Raw genomic sequence first — 21434 nt, forward strand, 5'->3', positions numbered from 1 at the left:
CTCCTTCAAACGATCTCATGCGCCCAGAGCCTCAAGTGCTCTCGACAGCCGGCCCGAATCGACCCGATGGAAGCTGTGCTGCCGGCCGTTGAGCAGGACCACTGGGACATCCCAGCCGTACTGTCCGGCAAGATCATCATCGGTATCGATGTCGATCTCACTCACGCTGACGTCTCTGCCGGCCACAGCCTCGGCGATGGTATCCCTTGCGATCTCGCACAGGTGGCAGTCGGCGCGTGTCAGGAAGGTCAATGTGACCACTGCGCACTCCTCATCGGGCGACAACAAACCCCGCCGAATTCAGATTCGAGCGGGGGCGTAGGACCGTGTCCGGTCTTACTTCTTGTTGCGACGCTGGTGACGTGTCTTGCGAAGCTGCTTACGGTGCTTCTTCTTCGACATACGCTTGCGGCGCTTCTTGATGACTGAGCCCACGCGGGTACCCCTTGTGATCGTCGGTGGAGGTGAACATCTGGTGCCCACCCTTTGAACTAACCGTGCAATTCTATCGCTTGGGCCTCTGCTTTCCCAAAACTGTGTCCAGATCCACAGCCCTACTGGCACGATCCGCGGATTGGCGGTCTCGCGATCACGGGGGACGCAAGCCTCAGTGGAAGCAGGCGGCCGACTTCAGTCGAAATAGGCGACTGGCTTCAGTCGAAATAGGCGTCGAGGCCGAAGAACGGGAACAGGTTCTTGCGGGTGCCCATCACGGCGCGGTCGAGTTCGGATTCGGGGTCGAACCCGTTGGACCAGCGGGTGAATGTGCCATCGAATCCATCGGTCATCGACAGGGGCGCTTCCCGCCCGGTCTTCGTCTGCGCGTAGTTGGCCCAGCGGCCCGGAATGCGGGCACCTGGATCGATGTCGAGCCCTGCGGAGATCGCGAGCACATTGGTCCAGGCTCGGGGCACCACGTCGATGATCGCGTAGCCCCCTCCCCCGGTCGCCAGCCATTTTCCGTCGGTGTATTCGGCGGCCAGGTCGCGGACCCATTCGGTGGCCACCCGCATCGCATCGACGCTCAGTCGCATGTGTGTCAGCGGGTCGCTGCGGTGTCCGTCGCAGCCGTGCTGGGAGATGATGACCTGCGGTTCGAATCCGCCGATGATCGCGGGGATCGTCGCGTCGAAGGCCCGCAGCCATTCCGCGTCGAGCGTGCGCGGAGGCAGTGCGATGTTCGCCGCCGAGGCGGCCGCGCGGAGTCCGCCGATCTCGGCGGGGAAGCCGGAGCCGGGGAAGAGGAACTTCCCCGATTCGTGCATCGAGACCGTGAGCACTCGAGGGTCGTCCCAGAAGAACTTCTCAACGCCGTCCCCGTGGTGGGCGTCGAGGTCGATGTAGGCGATGCGTTCGTATCCCGCTTTGAGGAATTCGGTGATGGCCCCGGCGATGTCGTTGTACACGCAGAACCCACTGGCGTGATCGGGCATCGCATGGTGCATTCCGCCGGTGAAGTTCACGGCGTGGGAGTAGTCCCCGGAGATGATCGCCCGCGCCGAGTCCACCGAGCCCTGGAACAGCATCGCCGAGGCGGCATGCATGTTGTCGAATCCGGGAACATCCTCGGTGCCGATGCCGTACTTCTTCGCTTCCTCATCGCTGAGGTCGGCGCCGGCGCCGACCTTCTTCACCGCGGCGATGAAGTCCGCATCATGGAGATTCGCCAGCGTGTCCTCTTCGACCCCACCGATGCCGTGGATATGAACGTTGTCGGCATCGAAGAGGCCGAAGTCCATGGCCAACTTCGCAGTCAGATCAAGTCTGAGGGGGTGCATGGGATGGCTGGGACCGAAGTTGTACCCGGTCACCGCGTCGTCCCAGACGACATATACATCGCTATCGGCCATGAGCACCATGCTATATGGCACAGCTCACCTACGGAGATTCGCACGCTTCGGGATCTACCATAGAGTCTGTGTCCAAGAATTCCCCGCAGCGCTTCGACCGGATCCTGCGCCCTGGCCGGTGGGTCCGCGACTTCGTCGACGACCTCGCCGTTGCCTCGCCGGCTCGCCTGGCGATCGGATCCTTCGTCGCAGTGGTGGCGTTCTTCGCGATCCTTCTGATGCTGCCTGCGAGCATGCGCGATCCGGGCTCAGTTCCTCAGGCCGAGCACATTGCGAACGCGGTGTTCGTGGCCGTCTCGGCCGTCTGTGTGACGGGACTGACCCCGGTCGTGACGGAGAGCTACTGGTCAGATTTCGGCGTCTCGGTCATCACCGCCGGCATCCAGGTGGGTGGCCTGGGCATCCTCACCCTCGCCTCTGTGCTGGGCATGGCGGTCTCCCGTCGGCTGGGTGTCCGGCAGCGCCTCATCGCCCAACAGGCAACCTCGGCGCTCAATCTGGGCCAGGTCGGCACGCTGCTGAAGACCGTTGTGATCACCATCTTCACCGCCGAGGCGATCCTTGCCGTGCTGTTCTTCCCACGATTCCTCATGCGTGGGGAGGAGATCGGTGACGCCGTCTGGTATTCGGTGTTCTACTCGATCTCGGCATTCAACAACGCCGGATTCACGATCCACCCCGGCGGTGGTGCCTATTTCGCTTCGGACCCGTGGATTCTCTCGCTGCTCATGCTCGGCGTCTTCGTGGGCGCGTTGGGGTTCCCCGTTGTGCTCATGATCGCTATGCAGTGGAATCATCCGAGCAAGTGGGACCTGCACACGAAGCTGACGCTGACGACGACCACCGCAGTCCTGGCCATCGGCCTGCTGTTCCTTCTCATCTTCGAGTCCGCGAATCCGGCCACCCTGGGCGACAAGAACGCGGGACACACCTTCGTCGAGGTCCTCTTCATGGCGGTGATGCCGCGCTCGGGAGGATTCTCGACCATGGACATCGCGGATATGAGTCAGTCCTCGCACCTGCTCATGGATCTCATGATGTTCATCGGCGGTGGATCATCGTCGACGGCCGGCGGAATCAAGGTCACGACGGTCGCCGTGCTGGTCCTGGCCGCATATACCGAGGCCCGCGGCATGCAGGATGTGCATGTCTTCGGTCGGCGTCTGACCTCATCGACGATCAAGCTCTCGATCTCGGTTCTCCTCACCGGCGCGATCATCGTCTTCATTGGGACCCTGGCGATGCTGCAGATCAGCGCCGAACCACTGGACAAGGTGCTGTTCGAGGTGATCTCCGCATTCGGCACTGTGGGCCTGAGCTCCGGGGTGTCATCAACAGTCAATGACGCGGGCCTGTACTGCCTGTCCGTGATCATGCTCATCGGCCGTCTGGGTACGATTACACTGGCGGCAGCCCTGTCCATGCAGGACTCGGTGCGCCTGTACCGCTATCCCGAAGAAAGGCCGGTCGTTGGCTAACGAAAACACCTCAATCCTGGTCATCGGACTCGGACGCTTCGGGTCATCGACCGCGACCACCCTAGCTAAACTGGGCCGCGAGGTCATGGCGATCGAACACAGCGCCGAGCTGGTCAAGGACTGGAGCGGAAAGCTCACCCATGTCGTCGAGGCCGATGCCACCAACATCGATGCGCTGCGACAAGTCGGCGCCGGCGATTTCTCCACAGCGGTGGTCGGCATCGGCACCTCGATCGAGGACAGCGTGCTCACGACGGCCAACCTCGTCGATCTGGGCGTGAGTCAGGTGTGGGCGAAGGCCATCTCCCCCTCACACGGCAAGATCCTCCACCGCATCGGTGCACACCATGTCCTCTACCCCGAATCCGATGCTGGCCGGCGGGTGGCGCACCTGGTGAGTTCGCGGATGATGGAGTACATCGAATTCGACGAAGGTCACTTCGCGGTCGTGAAGATGCGTCCCCCTCGTGAGATCCAGGGGTTCACTCTCAGCGAATCCGGCGTGCGCGACAAGTACGGAGTCACGATCGTGGGCATCAAGAGCCCTGGTCGCGACTTCACATACGCCGAGCCCACGACCCGCGTCGGTAAGCAGGACCTGCTCATCGTCGCCGGCCACGTGGAGCTGCTGGGGCGCTTCGCCGGACGACCATAGGACAACTGCGCCAAGGCCAACCTCAGCCGCAGCCGCAGGCGAAGCTAAGCCGCAGCCGCAGGCGAAGCGCAGGCGAAGCTAAGCCGCAGCCGCAGGCGAAGCGCAGGCGCGAGCCAGCGCCCGCGCCCCACGGTCTGGCGAACTGCACCAGCTTGCTGAAAGTGCATAGGTAGAGCACTTGTGCACTACCTATGCACTTATGCCAAGTGGTTGCTTCGCAGCGGCGTCAATATGCTCGCATTCACACGCAGTCAGCCCCGCGTAGCCACGGTGCCTGGCCGTACAGTCTGGTCGCGAGGGATTCCAAGTCGACTGCCTCGGCGAAACTGAGTCTGACGATCCGGTAGCCCATTGCGATAAGGCGATTGTATTGTGCAGACTCCTTGCGCATCAGGGAGAACCCGCTGTCGACGTATTTCGTCACGCCGTCCACAAAGATGATCGTCTTCGAAGCCCTGTGCATGAAATCAACCCGCGCGATATGTCGGTGGCCATCGAAGACATCGGCCTGCTGTTCGAAGCCCGAGATCTTGAGAATTGAGAGATTGTAGGCGCATAGACTTTCGGCATAGCTCTCCGACAGCGGGCTGATGGAGGCAAGCAGTCGTTCTGCCCGCCGGTGCCCCGTCGAAAGCCGTCCAACGACTGGAACAAACCCTTCATCGATACACGTTCGCGCAAGCTGACCGGTGTTCTTCGGATATCCGAAACGTGCCGCATCGTCTGCACGGATATCAGAGCCGAACACCGCTCTCCGCAGAACCTTCTCCAGCGCAGCGAACGCCTCTGGCTCCCCCAAGTGCCCAATGAGATCAAGGGCCGTTCTCACGGGTGAGGTGAGCATCATCTTGCCGATGTGAACTGAATCCTCTTCCGGTATCGATCTGGTCGTGCGGGACAGATCGTTGCTCTTCCATCGTCGGGACGGATTCGCCGCATGGATCAGTCCGCGTGGCGGTCGGTACAACGGCAGATCATGAATGTAGGCCGCCGAGACCCCGCACACCATATCGTCGGCCCGGTACAGCGGATAAGATGCAACCCTGAGTTTCTCGATAGTATCCAGAAGGGCGAAGCTCTTCCGCCCCGTGGCATCCGTCTGTTCGCCAACCGTCTTGATCCACGCTTCATCAGTGATGAGGTCCATGATTCTGCCGTGACGAGGACTCTGGCATCGAGCAACAATCGAATACATGCCAAACGTAAGTTTGAGCAGACAGCAGCCGACCGCACTGCCGATTCTGCGGCTGTGGATCCCGTTGGCGTTCAATTCTCGAGTTCGCACAATGTTGTACATGTGCCAATGCTCGGGCGCAGGTGCGACGCGTTTCAATGGACTCACTCAACCTTGTGGAAGCAGGTTTCTCCTCCACAGGGTTCACGCACTTGAGTCACGGCATCGTCCACAACGAAACGAACCTGAGTCGCCAGCGGATACGGCAGCGATCGGCGTGATGTCTGCTATCGCTGACGGGGGACGACGAGGAACATGAACTTCACCTAGGCGCGCCCTTCCCCTCACATTCACCCGTCAGCAAACTGCACAAGCGTAGTTGCCTGGTGGTCGCGTACACAACCGCTGGGAATAAGTGCGCAGGTAGAGCACAAGTGACGCACCTATGCACTTTGGGCTAGCGAGCATCGTATTCGCGCTGACTCAGGCGTAGGAAACAGCGCAAGAAGCGCAGGAACGGCAAGGGGGTGGGAAACTCGACCCCACCTCCGTGCACGAGAGCGGGCGACGGGAATCGAACCCGCGTCATCGGCTTGGGAAGCCGAGGCTCTGCCATTAAGCTACGCCCGCGATCTACCGGAGGAAAATGTTCTCACCAGGGAATATTCCCTGAAGTGGCGAAAGCCTCCGCGGTGGCTCTCTCAGTGTATATCGACTCGCCCCGTGTATATCGAGACTCGCCCCGTGTCTAACGACTCGCCCCGTGTCTGTCGACTCGCCCCGTGTCTGTCGTCGGGATGGATTCCCTGCAGGGGAACGCTGTGACAACGCCTGAGGGGGCGGCCGCAGCCACCCCCTCAGCATCATGTCGTACGAGGACTATGTCTCACACTCAGTGGTCGACAGCCTCCTCGGCGCCGAACCCGGTGTGGGCGCGAACGTCCATCTCCGCTGCCAGCTCGGGACTCTCGACTGTCTTGTCGGTGATCGACGCGATCCAGCCGAGGAGGAAGCCGAGCGGAATCGAGATGATTCCGGGATTCGACAATGGGAAGAGCACGAAGTCCGCCCCCGGAATCATCGCGGTCTCGGAACCGGAGACCACCGGCGAGAACGCGATCAGCAGAATCGCCGATCCCAGACCGCCGTAGATCGACCACACCGCGCCGCGAGTGGTGAAGCGCTTCCAGAACAGCGAGTAGACGATCGTCGGCAGGTTCGCACTGGCCGCGACGGCGAACGCGAGTGCCACGAGGAATGCGATGTTCTGTCCCTGCACTCCGATGCCGCCGATGATCGCCACGGCACCGATCACGATGACCGTGCGACGTGCGATCTTGACTTCGGCATCGGGGTCGTCGACCTTGCCCTTCTTGATGACGCTCGCATAGATATCGTGAGCGAAGGACGCGGCCGCGGTGATCGCGAGGCCGGCGACCACTGCCAGGATCGTCGCGAAGGCAACTGCCGAGATGAACCCCATGAGGATGGGCCCGCCGAGGTGGAGCGCCAGCAGCGGTGCCGCCGAATTCACTCCGCCCGGTGCGTTCTCAATCGCATCGGCACCCACGAGTGCTGCCGCACCGTATCCGAGGATGAGGGTGAACAGGTAGAACCCGCCGATGAGCCAGATGGCCCAGACGACCGAACGACGGGCTTCCTTCGCAGAGGGGACCGTGTAGAAGCGCATCAGAACGTGCGGCAGGCCGGCGGTGCCGAGCACCAGCGCCAGTGCCAGTGAAATGAAGTCGAGCGGGTTCTCACCGTACTGCTGACCCGGTTCGAGGATAGCCTCACCCACGCCCGAGTTGTTGACCGCAGAAGCGAGAAGGGTCGAGAGGTTGAACCCGTTGAGGGCCAGCACCCAGATGGTCATTGCGAAGGTACCGAGGATCAGCAGGACCGCTTTGACGATCTGGACCCAGGTGGTTCCCTTCATGCCGCCGACCAGCACGTAGATGATCATGAGAGCACCCACCACGGCAACGACCAGCGATTGGCCGACCTCGCCGTCGATGCCCATGAGCAGTGATACCAGCCCACCCGCACCGGCCATCTGAGCCAGGAGGTAGAAGAAGCAGACTGCCAGTGTCGACAGTGCTGCGGCCATGCGCACAGGCCGCTGCTTGAGTCGGAAGGACAGCACGTCGGCCATCGTGAACTTACCGGTGTTGCGCATCAGCTCCGCCACGATGAGCAGGGCGACGAGCCAGGCGACGAGGAATCCGATCGAATACAGGAAGCCGTCGTAGCCGTTGACCGCGATGGCTCCGCAGATACCGAGGAACGAGGCTGCTGAAAGATAGTCGCCCGCGATCGCGAACCCGTTCTGGGGGCCGGTGAAGGACCTGCCGCCCGCATAGTAATCGGAAGCGGATTTGTTGTTCTTGCTGGCCCGCAGGACGATGAACATCGTCACCGCGACGAAAGCGGCGAAGATCGTGATGTTGAGGATCGGGTTGTTCTCGACCTCGGTCACGCCCTGGGACACTTTGTCGAGACTGGAAGCGAAGAGGTCTCCTATGGCGACTGCGCTCATGGGGTGGTTCCTTCCGACTGCTGCTGGAGGCGTTCACGGATCGCCGAGGCCGGCGGATCGAGCTTCTTGTTCGCGAACGAAACGTAGAACATCGTGATCGCGAAGGTCGTCACGAACTGCAGGAGTCCGAGGATCAGCCCGAGGTTGATCTCACCGACGACCTTCGTGGACATGAAATCGTGCGCGTAGGTGCTCAGAATGACGTAGAGGAAGTACCACGCCATGAATCCGATCGACAGTGGTATCACCACCGAGAACCTTTTGCGCTTTAGTGCTTTGAATTCGGGATTCTCCTCTTCGACGAGGAAATCGACCCGAGTACTTTCGGGATCGGTCATTGCTTCTCCATTCGAAACGTGCGTCGAGCATCAGTGGTCTGAATCACACAACTTTAAACTAACGGTCAGTCGGCGCTGGGGAATACCACCGAAAGTTGGTAGCTTGTTCACATGAATGCCAAAACCAGAGAATCTCGGGCGCTGAAGGCCGAGACTCGCCGACTCTTCGTCGAAGCCATCGACTCTCTGCACCGCAGCGGGACCGGTGATGTGGTCTTCGGCGGAACGGTCGACGAGGGCGAGGTCACCGTCGAGGCGGTAGCCGGAGGCGGCAAGGACCGCCTGTCCTCGCTGATCGTCAGTACCGGACGCGGGCTCGGTGGACGTGCGCTCACCGAAGGCACCCCACAGCTGACGAAGGACTACGGACTCGACCCCTTCATCACTCATCACTACGACGAAGAGATCCTCGGCGAAGGGATCAAGGTGCTCATCGCCGTCCCGACGCTGCGCGGCGGCGACGTCACGGGCATGATCTACTGCGGTCATCGCACAAACTACAACTCTGCGGCGCCGCAGACGAGCGATCTGGTCAAACGGGTCAGGCAGCTGTCGGTGGATCTGGGTCGGCTCGGTCAGCGCCCACAACCCGAGGAACAGATCGAGCCCGAGCGCCTGTATCCCGATCTCGAGTCCTCGAGCAGGGAAGCTCTGCGGCGCACCTATGCGGAACTGCGCTCGATCCGTTCAGGCGTCGATGAGAACGAGATGCGTCAGCGACTGACAGTCGTGGAGAACCGCCTGGCCGATATCCTCTCCGGCCACAATTCGGAGCTGTTCCCGAACCCGACACCCACTGTCAGCCTCTCCCCCAGGGAAACCGACATTCTCTCCCATGTGGCATTGGGATGGTCGAATGTCAGGATCGCCGAGGGGCTGGGACTGCGGGAGTCGACCGTGAAGTCCTACCTGAATACGGCCATGGTCAAACTTTCAGCTGGCACCCGGCATGAGGCTGTGTCCATCGCGCGGTCGGCCGGGGCTCTTCCCTGATCCGGCCTGCCGCGCTGAACCGGCCTGCGCATCTGACTCGGACTGCCACGCTGACCAGAGCTGCCGGGTTGGTCCTGGCCATCAGCCGTTGATGGCTTCGGAGTTCTCCTTCTCCATTTCGAGGGACCGGTCGCCTGCAGCCTGGGCAGCAGCCTCGGCGATATCGAAGAGCCCTGCGTCGATGAAGGTCTGCAGTCCGGCGAGCGTGGTGCCGCCCTTGCTGCTCACCGCCTGACGCTGTGCGCTCGGGTCCGGCTTCTCGCTCAGAAGTCGACCTGCCCCATCGGCAGTGGCCACGACCATCTGCGTGGCCGTCTCCTCGCTCAGCCCCATCTTCACACCGGCGGCGATCATGGTCTCTGCCAGGAGGAAGAAGTAGGCCACTCCCGAGCCTGAGATTCCTGTCATCGCAGGGATCTGCGCTTCTTCAAGTGCCACAACGAGTCCGGCTCCGGACAGCAGAGTCCGCAGTGTGTCCACAGTCGTCTCGTCCACCTCGGCGGAGGGGGCGAGGGCGATGACGCCATGTCCGATGGCGCTGGGGGTGTTGGGCATGATTCGCACGATCGGGTTCTGCGGCGCCAGCGTGGCCAGGTCATCCATGGCGACACCGGCAGCCATCGAGACGAGGACTGTGTTCGCGTCCAGGCTCGGAGAGAGCTCACGCAACGTGTCGGCCATCATCCAGGGCTTGACGCCGAGGAAGACGAAGTCCGCACCGGCAGCGGCCTTCTGGTTGGCCTCGGCATCGTCGTCCACCGAGATGATGGTCGCGCTCGGGAGCTCCGCAGCGAGTCGCTTCGCCGAGGCGGCCGAATTGGTCGTCGCTCGAACGTCGAGCTTCTCGTCGGCGCTCAGTATTCCCTTGATCAGTGCCGAGCCCATGTTTCCCGTGCCGATGGAGGCGATGGAGGTCAAATCAGACCTGCCTTTCTGTGGTGGTTCAATCGGTGTGCGTGGCGTGTTCAGGTGTTCGACTGTCTCTCGCTCGTGCGCAGGTCACTGGTGCGCACGTGGCTCGAGGCATTGCGATGGCGGTCCTCGGTCTCAAGGCCGAGGTGTGTTCGGGCGAAGGCGAGGGAGTCGGCGAGCATCTGCTCACGAGTGGACTTCTTCGCAACGAATCGTGTGTTGACTTCGACGACGACGTCGCCGGACCAGTTGCGCTTGGCCAGAAGCTGCAGGGTTTCGGCCACGGGCATGGTGCCGGCGCCGGGGATCAGATGTTCGTCCTTGAGGGATCCGGAGCCGTCGGTGAGATGGACGTGACGGAGTTTGTCGAAGATCTCTGACACGGTCTCGACGGCGTTCATCCCGGCCGTCGAGGCATGGGAGAAGTCGAAGGTGAGGGCATCGTAGTCCTCGTCGAGGGGGTTCCAGTCGGGATAGTAGACGAGGACCTCGCGCACGCCTGCGCGCCAGGGGTACATGTTCTCCACGGCGAGGACGACTCCGGTCTCCTCTGACACTTGCCGCACACCGTCGACGAAGCCCAGCGCATACTCCCCCTGCCACCTGAACGGCGGGTGCAGCACCACGGTTTTGGCGCCGACCTCCTTGGCGAGATTCGCAGTGATGCGCAGCTTCTCCCAGTGATCCTTGTGCAGGACGCGAGGCAGGAAGAGCAGCGTCGGTGCGTGCAGGGACATGACTTTGAGTCCGGTCTCCTCAGCCAGGCCGTTGATGAGGTCGACATCGCGGGTCTCGGCATTGTGGGTGACCATGATCTCGACACCGTCGTAGCCGTGTTCGGCTGCTTGGGAGAAGGTCTCGGCAACGGTCATCGGTGACACCGAGGAACTGGAGAGTCCGATCCGGATCTGGTGGTCCGAACTGTGCTGGGTCTCGTGGTCGTAGACCTGATGGCTGTCGAAGTACTCACGGTGCCGTCGCGAATTGGACCGCGCGGAATTCTTTGCGGTGTAGACCTTACGTGCTGACTTCGACCGTTTCGCCCTGCTCATCTCACCCAGTTTAGTCCTCGAAGATTCCGTATTCCCTCAGAAAGCATATGCCCTGAAGCCGCCAAGCCGGAGCGATGGCTGGTCTTCGAGTTCGACGCGCCCGCGTCGACGATGCGCCCTGGCACCCCACGGAGTTCACCCACGTCCTCGACGGGGTGTCCCCGGCGGTGCCAGAGCGCATGGTCACGATCGATCTCGACTCAACCCCCATATCGGCGAGGGTCGGCCTCGACCAGAGGTCAGCCTTGGAGGGCTTCGACGTCCTCGTCGACCCAGTTCTTCGACTTCTCGACTGCCTTGTTCCACAGTCGGTAGGCACGAGCGACTGTGTCCTCGTCCATCGACGGCAGCCAGCGCTTGTCCTCACGCCAGTTGTTCTTCACATCTTCTTCACCGTTCCAGAACTTCACGGCGATCCCGGCTGCATATGCCGCGCCCAGGGCCGTGGTCTCGACGACCTCGGGGCGGATGACGGGCACGCCGAGGAGATCGGCCTGGAACTGCATCAGCGTCTCATTGGCGACCATGCCGCCATCGACCTTGAGCTCGGTGAGTTTGACTCCCGAATCGAGGTCCATCGCATCGAGGACCTCGCGGGACTGGAATGCCACCGACTCGAGAGCTGCCCGGGCAATGTGGTTCTTGTTGACGAAGCGTGTGAGTCCCACCATCACTCCGCGTGCGTCGGACTCCCAGTGGGGTGCGAAGAGACCGGAGAAGGCCGGCACGATATAGCAGCCACCGTTGTCGTCGACATTCTTCGCAAGCGTCTCAACTTCGGGGGCCTCGGAGATGATGCCGAAATTGTCGCGCAGCCACTGCACGAGGGAACCTGTCACGGCTACTGAGCCTTCGAGAGCGTAGACGGCCGCGTTCTCGCCGATCTTGTAGGCGACGGTCGTCAGCAGTCCGTTCTTGCTGGCCACGGGCTCGGTTCCGGTGTTGATGAGCATGAAGTTTCCGGTGCCGTAGGTGTTCTTGGCCTGGCCCTTCTCGAAGCATGCCTGACCGAAGGTCGCCGCCTGCTGGTCGCCGAGGATACCGCAGATCGGGGTGTCGATGATGAGGCCGTTCTTGGCGCCGTAGCCGTACACCTCCGAACAGGACTTGATCTCTGGGAGCATCGCGACGGGAATGCCCATCTCGCCGGCGATCTCCTCGTTCCAGTCGAGGCTCTTGACGTTCATGAGCATCGTGCGCGAGGCATTCGTGACGTCGGTGACGTGGACTCCGCCGTTGACGCCGCCGGTGAGGTTCCAGAGAACCCAGGTGTCCATGGTGCCGAAGAGCAGTTCGCCGGCTTCAGCGGACTCCTTGACTCCGTCGACGTTGTCGAAGACCCACTTGGCCTTCGGTCCGGCGAAGTACGTCGCCAGAGGCAGGCCCACACGATCCTTGTACTTGTCGGGTCCTTCGTCTCCGGCGAGTTCGTCGCAGATCTTCTGGGTTCTGGTGTCCTGCCAGACGATCGCGTTGTAGACGGGCTTGCCGGTGTTCTTGTTCCAGATGACCGTGGTCTCACGCTGATTCGTGATGCCCACGCCCTCGAGCTGGTGGCGGTTGATGCCGGCGCGGGTCAGAGCCTGACCGATCGCCTCGTTCGTGTTCCTGATGATCTCCAACGGGTCGTGTTCGACCCAGCCGGCCCGCGGGAAGATCTGCTCGTGCTCAAGTTGGCCCGAGGACACGATCTGTCCGTCGTGGTTGAAGACGATGGCCCGCGACGAGGTGGTGCCCTGGTCGATGGCGAGGATGAACTTTTCCTGACTCATGCTGACTCCTATGGCGAGGTGATGCTGTGGATTGCTGGTGACTCAGACGAAGGTTCGATGGGGTCAGACGAAGGCCCGCGAGAGCAGTCCTGCGATGACGGCGCCGACAAGTGGTCCCGCAATCGGCACCCACGAGTACGCCCAGTCCGACTTGCCCTTGTTCGGGATCGGCAGCAGGGCGTGGACGATACGGGGCCCGAGGTCACGGGCGGGGTTGATCGCGTAGCCGGTCGGGCCGCCCAAGGAAGCGCCGATGGCGACGACGAGGAGACCGACTGCCAGTGGTCCCAGCCCGTGCGGAGTTCCGTCGAAGAGCAGGATGACGAACACGAGGACGAATGTGGCGATGACCTCGGTGACGAAGTTCCAGCCGTAGCTGCGGATCTCAGGTCCGGTGGAGAAGGTGCCGAGGATGTTGCCGGCGTCCTTCTCCTCGTCGTAGTGCTTCTTGTACACGGCCCAGGCGAGGAACGCACCGATCATGGCACCGATCATCTCGGCCGCAAGGTAGGCGATGGTGTTACCGAAGTTCACCGCGATGCCAGGGGCGTATTCTTCGGCTCCGCTGGCGAGGATGCCGAAGGTCACCGCCGGGTTGAGGTGTGCTCCGGTCTTGAAGGCGACGAAGACACCGGCGAAGACCGCCAGGCCCCAACCGAACGAGATGAGGAGCCAACCTCCCCCGTTGCCCTTCGTCTTACCCAGAACCACATTGGCGACGACACCGACGCCGAGCAGCATGAGCATGGCGGTGCCGCCGATCTCATAAAGGAAGATAGTACCCATATTTCACAAACTCCTATGTCTGTACTGCTGAGCGGATTTACGGTTTCAATGTCTCCTCGACGAGTGCCGCAGCCGACGCATCGTCGTGGGTGGATTCGGCGGCGATCTGTGCGTCGGCGTGAGCGTTGAAGTCGGCGATCTCCTTCGCCTCCCGCTCATCGTCCCACCCCAGGATCGGGGCGACGATGGCGGCGACCGCCTCGGCGGCGCCTTTGCCTCGGTCCCTGACCTCGTAGTTGAGGCGCATTCGGCGCTCGAGGATATCGCCGAGGTGAACGGCGCCTTCCGAGGTCGCCGCGTAGTGGGCCTCTGCGCGCAGGTAGCGCTGTGCTCCGGGCAGCGGCCGGCCGAGTTCGGGGTCTTCGTCGACAAGGTCGAGGATGTCCTCAATCAGGGTGCCGTAACGGCGGATGAGTCTCTTCACCCGGTCCTCGTCCCAGCCGTACTTCTCGGCGATGCCTGCCTGACCTCGTCTCACTGCGCCGACGCCTTGGGCGCCGAGCAGCGGGACCGATTCGGTCAGTGAGCGCCGATCCTTCGCATCGTCGCCGAGGACGAAGTCGACGGCGTCCTCGGCCATCACCCGGTAGGTCGTGAACTTTCCGCCGGCGATCGCGGCGAGTGCGGGTTCGATCTCCATCACCGTGTGCTCGCGCGATACCTTCGTCGAGGCCTGGCCCTCCTTGACCACTGGCTGAAGCAGAGGTCGGAGTCCGGAGTAGACGCCGATGACGTCGTTGCGGGTGAGCTTCTCGGTCAGGATCGCGTTCGCGTGCTTGAGCAGATAGTCGATGTCGTCGGAGTTGGCCACCGGAGAGTCGACGTCCTGATCCCACGGGGTGTCCGTGGTGCCGATGACCCAGTAGCCCTCCCACGGGATCACGAAGAGCACGGACTTCTCCGTCTTCGAGATGATGCCGGTGTCTGGGTCGGCCTTGATCTTGTCCTGGTCGACGGTAATGTGCACGCCCTTGGACGCGAGCACCTGGAGGCCTGCGTCGGCCTTGGCCAGGTCCTGCTGCTCCTCGGTCCAGACTCCCCCGGCGAGGATTGTGCGGCGGGCGTGGATGTCGAACTCGCGTCCGGTCATCTCATCGCGGGCTCGGACGCCGGAGACTCGTTCTCCGTCGTGGAGGTAGTCGATGACGGAAACATGGTTGGCCGCGGCGGCGCCGTAGCCCACAGCTGAGCGGATGAGCGTCATGACGAAGCGGGCGTCGTCGACCTTCGCATCGTAGTATTCGAGGGCACCGACAGCGGCATCATCGGCCAGGCCGGGGAAATGCGAGGTCAGTGCCTTCTTGCCCAGATGCCGATGCAGGGGCAGAGCGCGTTTGCGACCGGGGCGGGTGGCCATGGTGTCGTAGAGCAGAACGCCGGAGCCGATGAATGCTCGGTCGATGAGGCGGTGTTCGAAGGGGAAGACGAAGGCAACGGGCTCAACCAGGTGAGGCGCCGTGTGCTGGAGGAGGAGGTCGCGTTCCTTCAGCGCTTCGGCCACGAGTTTGAAGTCGAGCATCTCGAGGTAGCGAAGTCCGCCGTGCATGAGCTTCGAGGACCGCGAGGAAGTGCCAGAGGCCCAGTCCTTGGCATCGACGACCCCGACCTTCAGCCCGCGGGTGGCTGCATCGAATGCGGAGCCGGCTCCGGTGACACCTCCACCGACGACGAAGACGTCAAGCGGGTTGTCGGCTGTGGTGTTCTCGAGGGTGTGCAGGGCTTCATCGCGGAACGATGGGGACAGCTCGCCATTTCGCATTGACAGTTCTTTTCCTTCTCCGAGCGTATGTGTTCCCACCATTATCACGCCCCGATATCAGCATGTGGTCCGTGTACGGCAGTTAGGAAAAATCTAACAGGCAATGCGCAGAAGTGAAACACAACGGACAGAACCGAAAGGGCTCAGACCAGTTCCACTCGCATCGCCGAGGAGGTCTCCGCGGAATCGAGCAGGTCGAGTTTGCGCATGATGATCCCTTCCCGCAGTGCCCATGGGGAGATGCTCATCACGTTGACGTCGAAGATGGCGAAGGCCGCGTCGGCGACGATGGCGCCCGCGAGGATCTGTCCGGCCCGAGCCTGGGAGACTCCGGGCAGCGTCGCGCGCTCTTCGGGGGTCCTTGAGGACAGGGTCTCGATGATTCCGGCGAGGTCACGACGGAAGAGTTTGCGTGGGGCGTAGATGCCGTCGCCGCTGGGTGCCGCGCCGGCGATCCGAGCCAGCGAACGGAACGTCTTCGATGACCCCACCACCTGATCGGCGGTGCCGACTCTGTTGATCTTGCCGGCGATTCGACCGATCTGGGAGCGCGCATACTTCTGCAGGCTGTGGATGTCATCGGCACTGGGCAGAGGATCGGGGAGGAAATCAGAATAGGTGCGACCAGCGCCCAAGGGCACGGACACGGCCGCTTCAGGGTATTCGTCCTGACCGGCCGCGATCTCAAGGGAGCCGCCGCCGATGTCGAGCAGCAGGATCTTCCCCGCCGACCAGCCGAACCAGCGCCTGACTGCGAGAAAAGTCACCCGCGCTTCGTCCTTGCCGGACATCACGTTGAGGGTCACGCCGAGTTGAGCATTGATGGCATCGATGAGCTCGGCACCGTTCGGGGCATCCCTGACCGCCGAGGTGGCGAACGCCAGGATCTGTTCCGATCCTTGGTCTTCGGCGATCTCCACCGCCTCGGCGATGAAGTTGTGCAGTCGTTCCTGACCTGCGGCATCGATCATCCCATCGTCGCCGAGGTACTCGGCGAGGCGCAGGATCTCTTTGTGGGAGGTGGCAGGCAAGGGAGGGGCTCCGACATGAGCATCGACCACGAGGAGGTGGACGCTGTTGGACCCGATATCGAGGACTGCTAGGCGCATTCGTTCAGTTTAACCACTGTTCACGGCTTTTCCGGTGCCGACCCCGTAGGTATCGATCCCTCGGCCCAGTCCGTGCCCCTGAAGCCGAATTCGGGCGGGCGCTTCGCGAAGAACGCCTCCTGTCCGCGGGCGATCTCTGCCTGGTAAGCCTCGTCGAGCCACGACGGAGGGTTGAAGCCGGAGTCGGCCGTGACGTTCTCCCTCAGCTCTCCGGACAGGACTGCTTTGGATCCCAGCTGGGACAGTCGAGAGAGTCCGACGATCTTCTCACCCATGGCCTGTGCTGAGTCCAGCGGAGTCTGGGAGACCTCGTGGAAGAATCCGAGTTCGCGCATCGTCTCGAACGTGACGATCGAGGCTGTGACCAGCAGGTACCTGGCCCAGGAGTCACCGAGCACGGTGGCCAGGCGGCGGGTTGGCCCCGGTGGGTAGACGAGACCGAGCTTCGCAGCCGTGACACCGAAGATCGAACCGGGGGCCGCGATGCGGATGTCGCAGGCAGCCGCGATCTCGGTGCCCCCGCCCACGCAGTTACCGGTGATGGCCGCGATCGTCGTGGTGCGGGCATCGGCCACAGCCGCCTCGGCGGTGGAATTGAGTTCCCAGAAGTCGGCGAGGGCAACGTTGAGGTCCGCGATGTCGGACCCGGCGGAGAAGTGCCCGGCCGCGCCCGTGATCACCAGCGCCCCAATCGAGTCATCGGCGTCGATGCCGGCGATGATCTCCGGCAGGGCCCGCCACATCGGACGGGAGATGGCGTTGCGTTTTTCGGGCCGATCAATGACGAGGGTTCCGACTCCACCTGTGACGGTGAAGTCGAAACCCTCGAGATCGACCGGACGGTATGTGCCGTCAACGGTCATGTGCTTAGCCTTTCAGCTGTGGTTCTTCAGCTCCGGTTTTCGGGAACCTCGCGCTGCTCGTGACCGTCGTATGCGCTCAGCGGACGGATCAGAGCGTTGTTGGCCTGCTGTTCCATGATGTGAGCGGTCCAGCCGGTGATGCGGGCCATGACGAAGATCGGGGTGAACTGATCGGTGTCGAAGCCCATCAGGTGGTACGCCGGACCTGAGGGGTAGTCAAGGTTCGGGTAGATGCCCTTGCGTGAGACGAAGTCCTCTTCGAAGGCATTGTAGAGATCGAGGAGATCGGTTGCGCCCTTGGCCGCGACCATGTTCTCGAAGGCCTTGCGCATGGTCGGAACGCGGGAGTCACCGTTCTTGTAGACACGGTGTCCGAAGCCCATGATCTTGGCCTTCTTCGCCAGGGCTTCGTCGATCCACGCCGATGCCTTGTCGGCGGTGCCGACCTCTTCGAGCATCGCCATGACAGCCTCATTGGCACCGCCGTGCAGGGGGCCCTTGAGGGCACCGATGCCGCCGGCGACTGCAGAGTACAGGTCGGCCGTCGTCGAGGTGATGACGCGGGTGGTGAACGTCGATGCGTTGAACGAGTGCTCCGCGTAGAGGATCATCGAGATGTCGAAGCAGCGCACGACCGCCTCGTCGGGAACCTCATCGAAGACCATCTTGAAGAAGTTCGCGGCGTAGTCGAGGTCCTCGGTCGGAGCGACCGGGTCGAGGCCGTGGCGGCGACGGTGATCGATGGCCACGATCGTCGGCAGCTGTGCGTAGAGACGTTCAGCCTTGGCCAGGTTGGCCTCTTCGCCTTCGACGTCTGCCTCAGGATCGACGGCGCCGAGGTAGGACACCGCAGTCTGCACCACGTGCATCGGGTGGCAGTCCTTGGGCAGGTCGAGGATGACCTGGATGAGCTTGTCGTCGACGGTGCGCTGTGAGCGCTCGCGGGCCTTGAATTCGTCGAGCTGAGCCTTCGTCGGCAGTTCACCGTTCCAGATCAGGTAGGCGACGTCTTCGAAGTTGCGCTCGGCAGCGAGTTCCTGCACGGGATACCCGCGGTAGGTGAGCGAGTTCGTTTCCTGGACTACCTTCGAAACGGCCGTGGTGTCGACGACGACGCCGGCGAGGCCCTTCTTGATTTCTTCGGTCACTGGTGACCCTCCTGTGAAAAGTTGAATACGGCTGCGTCAAAATCGTTGTACGCAGCGTAGTCGATCGTGTCGTAGAGGTCCGCACGGGTCTGCATTCCCTCAAGCAGGTCCACCTGGGTGCCCTGATCTCGAATGGTCTGCAGGCCCGATTTGATCGCACCCATGGCGAGACGCAGAGTTGTGACCGGGTAGATCACGACTTTGACTCCGACGTTCGCCAACTGCTCGGTCGTGAACAGTTCGCTCTTTCCGAATTCTGTCATGTTCGCCAGAATCGGAACATCCACGCTGCTGGCGAATCTCTCGAACTCGCTCAGGTCGCGCATGGCTTCGGGGAAGATCAGGTCCGCTCCGGCGTCGACGTAGGCCTTCGCACGATCGATCGCCGCGTCGAGTCCTTCGCCTGCGCGGGAGTCGGTGCGGGCGCTGATGACGAAGTTCTCATCGCGACGGCCCTTGACGGCGGCGGCGATGCGCTTGCTCATCTCAGCGGCGGTGACCACCTCTTTGCCGTCGAGGTGACCGCAGCGCTTCGGATTCACCTGATCCTCGAGGTGCATCCCCGAGATTCCGGCGTCTTCGAATTCCTGGATGGTGCGTGCCACGTTCATGGCTTCGCCCCAGCCGGTGTCGGCGTCGATGAAGGTGGGCAGGTTCGTCACCCGGGCGATGTTGCGTCCGTGATCGGCCACCTCGGTGAGGGTGGTGAGTCCGATGTCGGGCAGGCCCATGGCTGCCGAGAAGGCACCACCGGAGATGTAGACGCCCTCGAATCCGGTCTGCTCGATGATCTGAGCGTTGATCGGATTGATGGCGCCGGGGAACTGCACGATCTGGTCACCGGCGAGGAGCTCCCGGAACTTCGCGCGGCGCTCGGCCGGCGTTGCAGTTGCCCCCAACATCAGAAGATGCCCTTCGAGCCGGTGTGCTCGAGTCCCTCGACGGTGAAGCTGAGTTCGGCAACACCCTTCGCGTCGAGGTTCTCCAGGTTCTCAGCCAGGTCGATGAAGCGGGTCTGCTCTGCACCGGTGAGGATGCCCTCGGACAGGGTCTTGAACTTCTCGATGTAGTTCGCGCGGGCGAAGGGACGGGCGCCGAAGGGGTGAGCATCGGCCACGGCGATCTCGTCGACCAGGGTCGATCCGTCTTCGAATTCGATCTCAACGCGGCCCCCGAAGGCCTTCTCATTGGGATCGGTCGAGTGGTAGCGGCGAGTCCATTCCTTGTCTTCGGTGGTCTCGATCTTGTGCCACAGCTTGACGGTCTCTGGCTGTCCGGCACGCTCGGGAGCGTAGGAGTGCTCGTGGTGCCAGCCCTGATCCTCCATCGCCACGGCGAAGATGTACATGATCGAGTGGTCGAGGGTCTCGCGGCTGGCCTTGGGATCCATCTTCTGCGGGTCGTTCGCGCCCGTGCCGATGACGTTGTGCGTGTGGTGCGAGGTGTGGATGACGATGCGCTTGATCTTCGTCAGATCCTCGATCTCGCCACCGAGCTTGCGGGCGAGGTCGATGAGCGCCTGGGCCTGGTACTCGGCCGAGTGCTCCTTGGTGTACGTGTCGAGGATCGCGCGCTTGGCCTCACCTGCACCCGGCAGGGGAATGGTGTAACGAGCCTCGGGGCCTGAGAGGATCCAGGCGATGAAGCCGTCTTCACCTTCATAGATCGGGTTGGGTGCACCCTCGCCGCGCATGGCACGGTCGACGGACTCGACGGCCATCTTGCCGGCGAATGCAGGAGCGTGTGCCTTCCACGAAGAGATCTCGCCCTTGCGGGACTGACGGGTCGCGGTGGTCACGTGCAGGGCCTGCTGGATCGCCTGGAAGGTGATTTCGGTGTCGAGGCCGAGCATGGCGCCGATGCCGGCCGCTGCGGATGGGCCGAGGTGGGCGACGTGGTCGATCTTGTGCTCGTGCAGGCACATTCCCTTGACCAGGTCGACCTGGATCTCGTAACCGGTGGCGATGCCGTTGATGAGGTCCTTACCGCTGATGCCCTTGTGCTGGGCGACTGCGAGGACTGGTGGGATGTTGTCGCCGGGGTGTGAGTATTCGGCTGCGAGGAAGGTGTCATGGAAGTCGAGTTCACGAACGGCGACACCGTTGGCCCAGGCTGCCCATTCTGGGGAGAAGTGCTCGCCCAGGGGCAGACCGAAGACGGTGGCTCCGGGTGAGTACGGGTGGGTCTGTGCCTGTTCACGGGCGTGCAGCGGGGCCGAGCGGCGCACCGAGGCTGCGGCCACCGAGGCGTTGTCGATGACACGGTTGATCACCATTTCGGTGACCTCTGAGTCCACCGGAGTCGGGTCTGAGGCGACCTCGGCGATCTTCCAGGCGAGTTGGTCTTCGCGAGCCAGGTTCTCTGAGCTCTTGTGCGTGCGGACTTCATGATCGATCATGGTTAACCCCTTCAAACGTCCTTGACCGTTCAGGTCTTCCAGTGGCAGACACAACTGTAGGCTACGTCACGTCACTGTCACGGTCTGGTCAGAATTTTATCTCGACATCAAGATACTTTACCCGACCGCACCGAGTTCCCACCACCTGGTCTCACAATGTCGATCCGGCGCCGTGCGCTCGCGCAGTCGCGGTATTCTTCGACCGCGCAGTCGCGGTGGAGGAGAACTGCACAGCCGCGGAGCGGGAGAGCCGCGCAGAAGTGAAGAACCAGCCAGATTCAGTCGCGCAGGGGTGACCCTGCGATGTCGAAGCGGTAGCCGCCGAATTCACCGGAGAGCATGGGGCGCGCCTCTGCGATCGAGGCCTGGACTTCGGGCAGTTGAAGGGACTCTCGGTGTGCATCCTCGCTGTCCCAGAGTTCGATGACGAAGACGGTGTCGGGATGATCATCGCTGACTCCGACCTCATAGCTCAGGCAGCCGATGCGCTTGAGAGAGTCGTTGCGACGGGTGAGGAGAGCAACCAGGACGTCGCGCTGTCCGGGCAGTGCTCCGAGGGTGCCGACATTCGCGAAGACCATGGTCTCAAGGATACCAGTGGGCGTGAA

At 62.4% G+C, this 21434-nt stretch carries 20 protein-coding genes and 1 tRNA gene; 3 read left to right on the forward strand and 18 right to left on the reverse strand.

Features of this window, described 5'->3' with window-relative positions:
- Positions 1 to 15 precede the first annotated feature (15 nt).
- From JTF07_RS13730 to JTF07_RS13740, 3 genes are all read right to left on the reverse strand, one after another.
- Positions 16 to 261: a glutaredoxin family protein gene (locus tag JTF07_RS13730; RefSeq protein WP_204234804.1), complete on the reverse strand. Its 246-nt coding sequence runs from the start codon at positions 259 to 261 to the stop codon at positions 16 to 18.
- A 75-nt stretch (positions 262 to 336) separates the two neighbouring features.
- On the reverse strand, positions 337 to 435 hold the full coding sequence (locus tag JTF07_RS13735) for a 30S ribosomal protein bS22 (RefSeq protein ID WP_009882927.1): 99 nt from the start codon (positions 433 to 435) through the stop codon (positions 337 to 339).
- A gap of 218 nt (positions 436 to 653) precedes the next feature.
- A complete protein-coding gene (locus tag JTF07_RS13740) occupies positions 654 to 1859 on the reverse strand; it encodes an acetoin utilization protein AcuC (protein WP_204235129.1) in 1206 nt (401 codons plus the stop codon).
- 59 nt (positions 1860 to 1918) lie between these two features.
- Between JTF07_RS13740 and JTF07_RS13745 the strand changes: the two genes are divergently transcribed.
- Both JTF07_RS13745 and JTF07_RS13750 read left to right on the forward strand, forming a co-directional pair.
- Positions 1919 to 3328 (forward strand): TrkH family potassium uptake protein, encoded by a 1410-nt coding sequence (locus JTF07_RS13745; protein WP_353843974.1) that lies wholly within the window; start codon positions 1919 to 1921, stop codon positions 3326 to 3328.
- A complete protein-coding gene (locus JTF07_RS13750; RefSeq protein WP_204234806.1) occupies positions 3321 to 3983 on the forward strand; it encodes a potassium channel family protein in 663 nt (220 codons plus the stop codon). Before JTF07_RS13745 ends, JTF07_RS13750 begins: the two co-directional genes overlap by 8 nt.
- A 241-nt stretch (positions 3984 to 4224) precedes the next feature.
- Here the strand turns inward: JTF07_RS13750 and JTF07_RS13755 are convergent, their stop codons facing one another.
- From JTF07_RS13755 to JTF07_RS13770, 4 genes are all read right to left on the reverse strand, one after another.
- The gene (locus JTF07_RS13755; RefSeq protein ID WP_204234807.1) at positions 4225 to 5280 is read right to left on the reverse strand and encodes a hypothetical protein; all 1056 of its coding nucleotides are present in this window, start codon (positions 5278 to 5280) and stop codon (positions 4225 to 4227) included.
- Positions 5281 to 5716: 436 nt separating this feature from the next.
- A tRNA-Gly gene (locus tag JTF07_RS13760) sits at positions 5717 to 5787 on the reverse strand.
- A gap of 262 nt (positions 5788 to 6049) precedes the next feature.
- On the reverse strand, positions 6050 to 7696 hold the full coding sequence (locus JTF07_RS13765) for a monocarboxylic acid transporter (protein ID WP_204234808.1): 1647 nt from the start codon (positions 7694 to 7696) through the stop codon (positions 6050 to 6052).
- A complete protein-coding gene (locus JTF07_RS13770) occupies positions 7693 to 8034 on the reverse strand; it encodes a DUF485 domain-containing protein (protein WP_204234809.1) in 342 nt (113 codons plus the stop codon). The genes JTF07_RS13765 and JTF07_RS13770 overlap by 4 nt, the downstream gene beginning before the upstream one ends.
- Before the next feature lie 111 nt (positions 8035 to 8145).
- Between JTF07_RS13770 and JTF07_RS13775 the strand changes: the two genes are divergently transcribed.
- On the forward strand, positions 8146 to 9027 hold the full coding sequence (locus JTF07_RS13775; protein WP_204234810.1) for a LuxR C-terminal-related transcriptional regulator: 882 nt from the start codon (positions 8146 to 8148) through the stop codon (positions 9025 to 9027).
- A gap of 81 nt (positions 9028 to 9108) precedes the next feature.
- Here the strand turns inward: JTF07_RS13775 and proC are convergent, their stop codons facing one another.
- From proC to JTF07_RS13830, 11 genes are all read right to left on the reverse strand, one after another.
- Complete coding sequence (proC, locus tag JTF07_RS13780; RefSeq protein ID WP_204234811.1) at positions 9109 to 9945, reverse strand: pyrroline-5-carboxylate reductase; 837 nt, start codon at positions 9943 to 9945, stop codon at positions 9109 to 9111.
- Between the two features lie 47 nt (positions 9946 to 9992).
- Positions 9993 to 10991, reverse strand: coding sequence for a sugar phosphate isomerase/epimerase family protein (locus JTF07_RS13785; protein ID WP_204234812.1), 999 nt, complete (start codon positions 10989 to 10991; stop codon positions 9993 to 9995).
- Between the two features lie 239 nt (positions 10992 to 11230).
- Positions 11231 to 12763: a glycerol kinase GlpK gene (gene glpK / locus JTF07_RS13790; RefSeq protein WP_204234813.1), complete on the reverse strand. Its 1533-nt coding sequence runs from the start codon at positions 12761 to 12763 to the stop codon at positions 11231 to 11233.
- Between the two features lie 63 nt (positions 12764 to 12826).
- Entirely contained in the window at positions 12827 to 13549 is a 723-nt protein-coding gene (locus tag JTF07_RS13795; RefSeq protein ID WP_204234814.1) for an MIP/aquaporin family protein, read from the reverse strand.
- A gap of 37 nt (positions 13550 to 13586) precedes the next feature.
- Entirely contained in the window at positions 13587 to 15308 is a 1722-nt protein-coding gene (locus JTF07_RS13800) for a glycerol-3-phosphate dehydrogenase/oxidase (RefSeq protein ID WP_204234815.1), read from the reverse strand.
- Positions 15309 to 15451: 143 nt separating this feature from the next.
- Positions 15452 to 16417, reverse strand: a complete 966-nt coding sequence (locus JTF07_RS13805; protein ID WP_198397681.1) for a Ppx/GppA phosphatase family protein — start codon at positions 16415 to 16417, stop codon at positions 15452 to 15454.
- A 20-nt stretch (positions 16418 to 16437) separates the two neighbouring features.
- On the reverse strand, positions 16438 to 17280 hold the full coding sequence (locus tag JTF07_RS13810) for an enoyl-CoA hydratase/isomerase family protein (RefSeq protein ID WP_204234816.1): 843 nt from the start codon (positions 17278 to 17280) through the stop codon (positions 16438 to 16440).
- A 26-nt stretch (positions 17281 to 17306) separates the two neighbouring features.
- The gene (locus JTF07_RS13815; protein WP_204234817.1) at positions 17307 to 18428 is read right to left on the reverse strand and encodes a bifunctional 2-methylcitrate synthase/citrate synthase; all 1122 of its coding nucleotides are present in this window, start codon (positions 18426 to 18428) and stop codon (positions 17307 to 17309) included.
- A complete protein-coding gene (prpB, locus tag JTF07_RS13820) occupies positions 18425 to 19330 on the reverse strand; it encodes a methylisocitrate lyase (protein WP_204234818.1) in 906 nt (301 codons plus the stop codon). Before prpB ends, JTF07_RS13815 begins: the two co-directional genes overlap by 4 nt.
- A complete protein-coding gene (locus JTF07_RS13825) occupies positions 19330 to 20826 on the reverse strand; it encodes an MmgE/PrpD family protein (RefSeq protein WP_204234819.1) in 1497 nt (498 codons plus the stop codon). Before JTF07_RS13825 ends, prpB begins: the two co-directional genes overlap by 1 nt.
- A 278-nt stretch (positions 20827 to 21104) precedes the next feature.
- Positions 21105 to 21407 carry a putative quinol monooxygenase gene (locus JTF07_RS13830; protein ID WP_204234820.1) on the reverse strand — a complete coding sequence of 101 codons (303 nt, stop codon included), beginning with the start codon at positions 21405 to 21407 and terminating at the stop codon, positions 21105 to 21107.
- Between the last annotated feature and the right edge of the window lie 27 nt (positions 21408 to 21434).

The organism is Brevibacterium sp. RIT 803, assembly GCF_016892625.1.
Classification (GTDB): domain Bacteria; phylum Actinomycetota; class Actinomycetes; order Actinomycetales; family Brevibacteriaceae; genus Brevibacterium.

What these genes read in the sequence shown, in the direction of transcription:
- JTF07_RS13740 (WP_204235129.1), bottom strand. Translation starts at nt 1,859, where the DNA reads ATGGTGCTCATGGCCGATAGCGATGTATATGTCGTCTGGGACGACGCG.
- JTF07_RS13755 (WP_204234807.1), bottom strand. Translation starts at nt 5,280, where the DNA reads ATGTACAACATTGTGCGAACTCGAGAATTGAACGCCAACGGGATCCAC.
- JTF07_RS13765 (WP_204234808.1), bottom strand. Translation starts at nt 7,696, where the DNA reads ATGAGCGCAGTCGCCATAGGAGACCTCTTCGCTTCCAGTCTCGACAAA.
- JTF07_RS13770 (WP_204234809.1), bottom strand. Translation starts at nt 8,034, where the DNA reads ATGACCGATCCCGAAAGTACTCGGGTCGATTTCCTCGTCGAAGAGGAG.
- JTF07_RS13775 (WP_204234810.1), top strand. Translation starts at nt 8,146, where the DNA reads ATGAATGCCAAAACCAGAGAATCTCGGGCGCTGAAGGCCGAGACTCGC.
- JTF07_RS13785 (WP_204234812.1), bottom strand. Translation starts at nt 10,991, where the DNA reads ATGAGCAGGGCGAAACGGTCGAAGTCAGCACGTAAGGTCTACACCGCA.
- glpK (WP_204234813.1), bottom strand. Translation starts at nt 12,763, where the DNA reads ATGAGTCAGGAAAAGTTCATCCTCGCCATCGACCAGGGCACCACCTCG.
- JTF07_RS13795 (WP_204234814.1), bottom strand. Translation starts at nt 13,549, where the DNA reads ATGGGTACTATCTTCCTTTATGAGATCGGCGGCACCGCCATGCTCATG.
- JTF07_RS13800 (WP_204234815.1), bottom strand. Translation starts at nt 15,308, where the DNA reads ATGCGAAATGGCGAGCTGTCCCCATCGTTCCGCGATGAAGCCCTGCAC.
- JTF07_RS13805 (WP_198397681.1), bottom strand. Translation starts at nt 16,417, where the DNA reads ATGCGCCTAGCAGTCCTCGATATCGGGTCCAACAGCGTCCACCTCCTC.
- JTF07_RS13810 (WP_204234816.1), bottom strand. Translation starts at nt 17,280, where the DNA reads ATGACCGTTGACGGCACATACCGTCCGGTCGATCTCGAGGGTTTCGAC.
- prpB (WP_204234818.1), bottom strand. Translation starts at nt 19,330, where the DNA reads ATGTTGGGGGCAACTGCAACGCCGGCCGAGCGCCGCGCGAAGTTCCGG.
- JTF07_RS13825 (WP_204234819.1), bottom strand. Translation starts at nt 20,826, where the DNA reads ATGATCGATCATGAAGTCCGCACGCACAAGAGCTCAGAGAACCTGGCT.
- JTF07_RS13830 (WP_204234820.1), bottom strand. Translation starts at nt 21,407, where the DNA reads ATGGTCTTCGCGAATGTCGGCACCCTCGGAGCACTGCCCGGACAGCGC.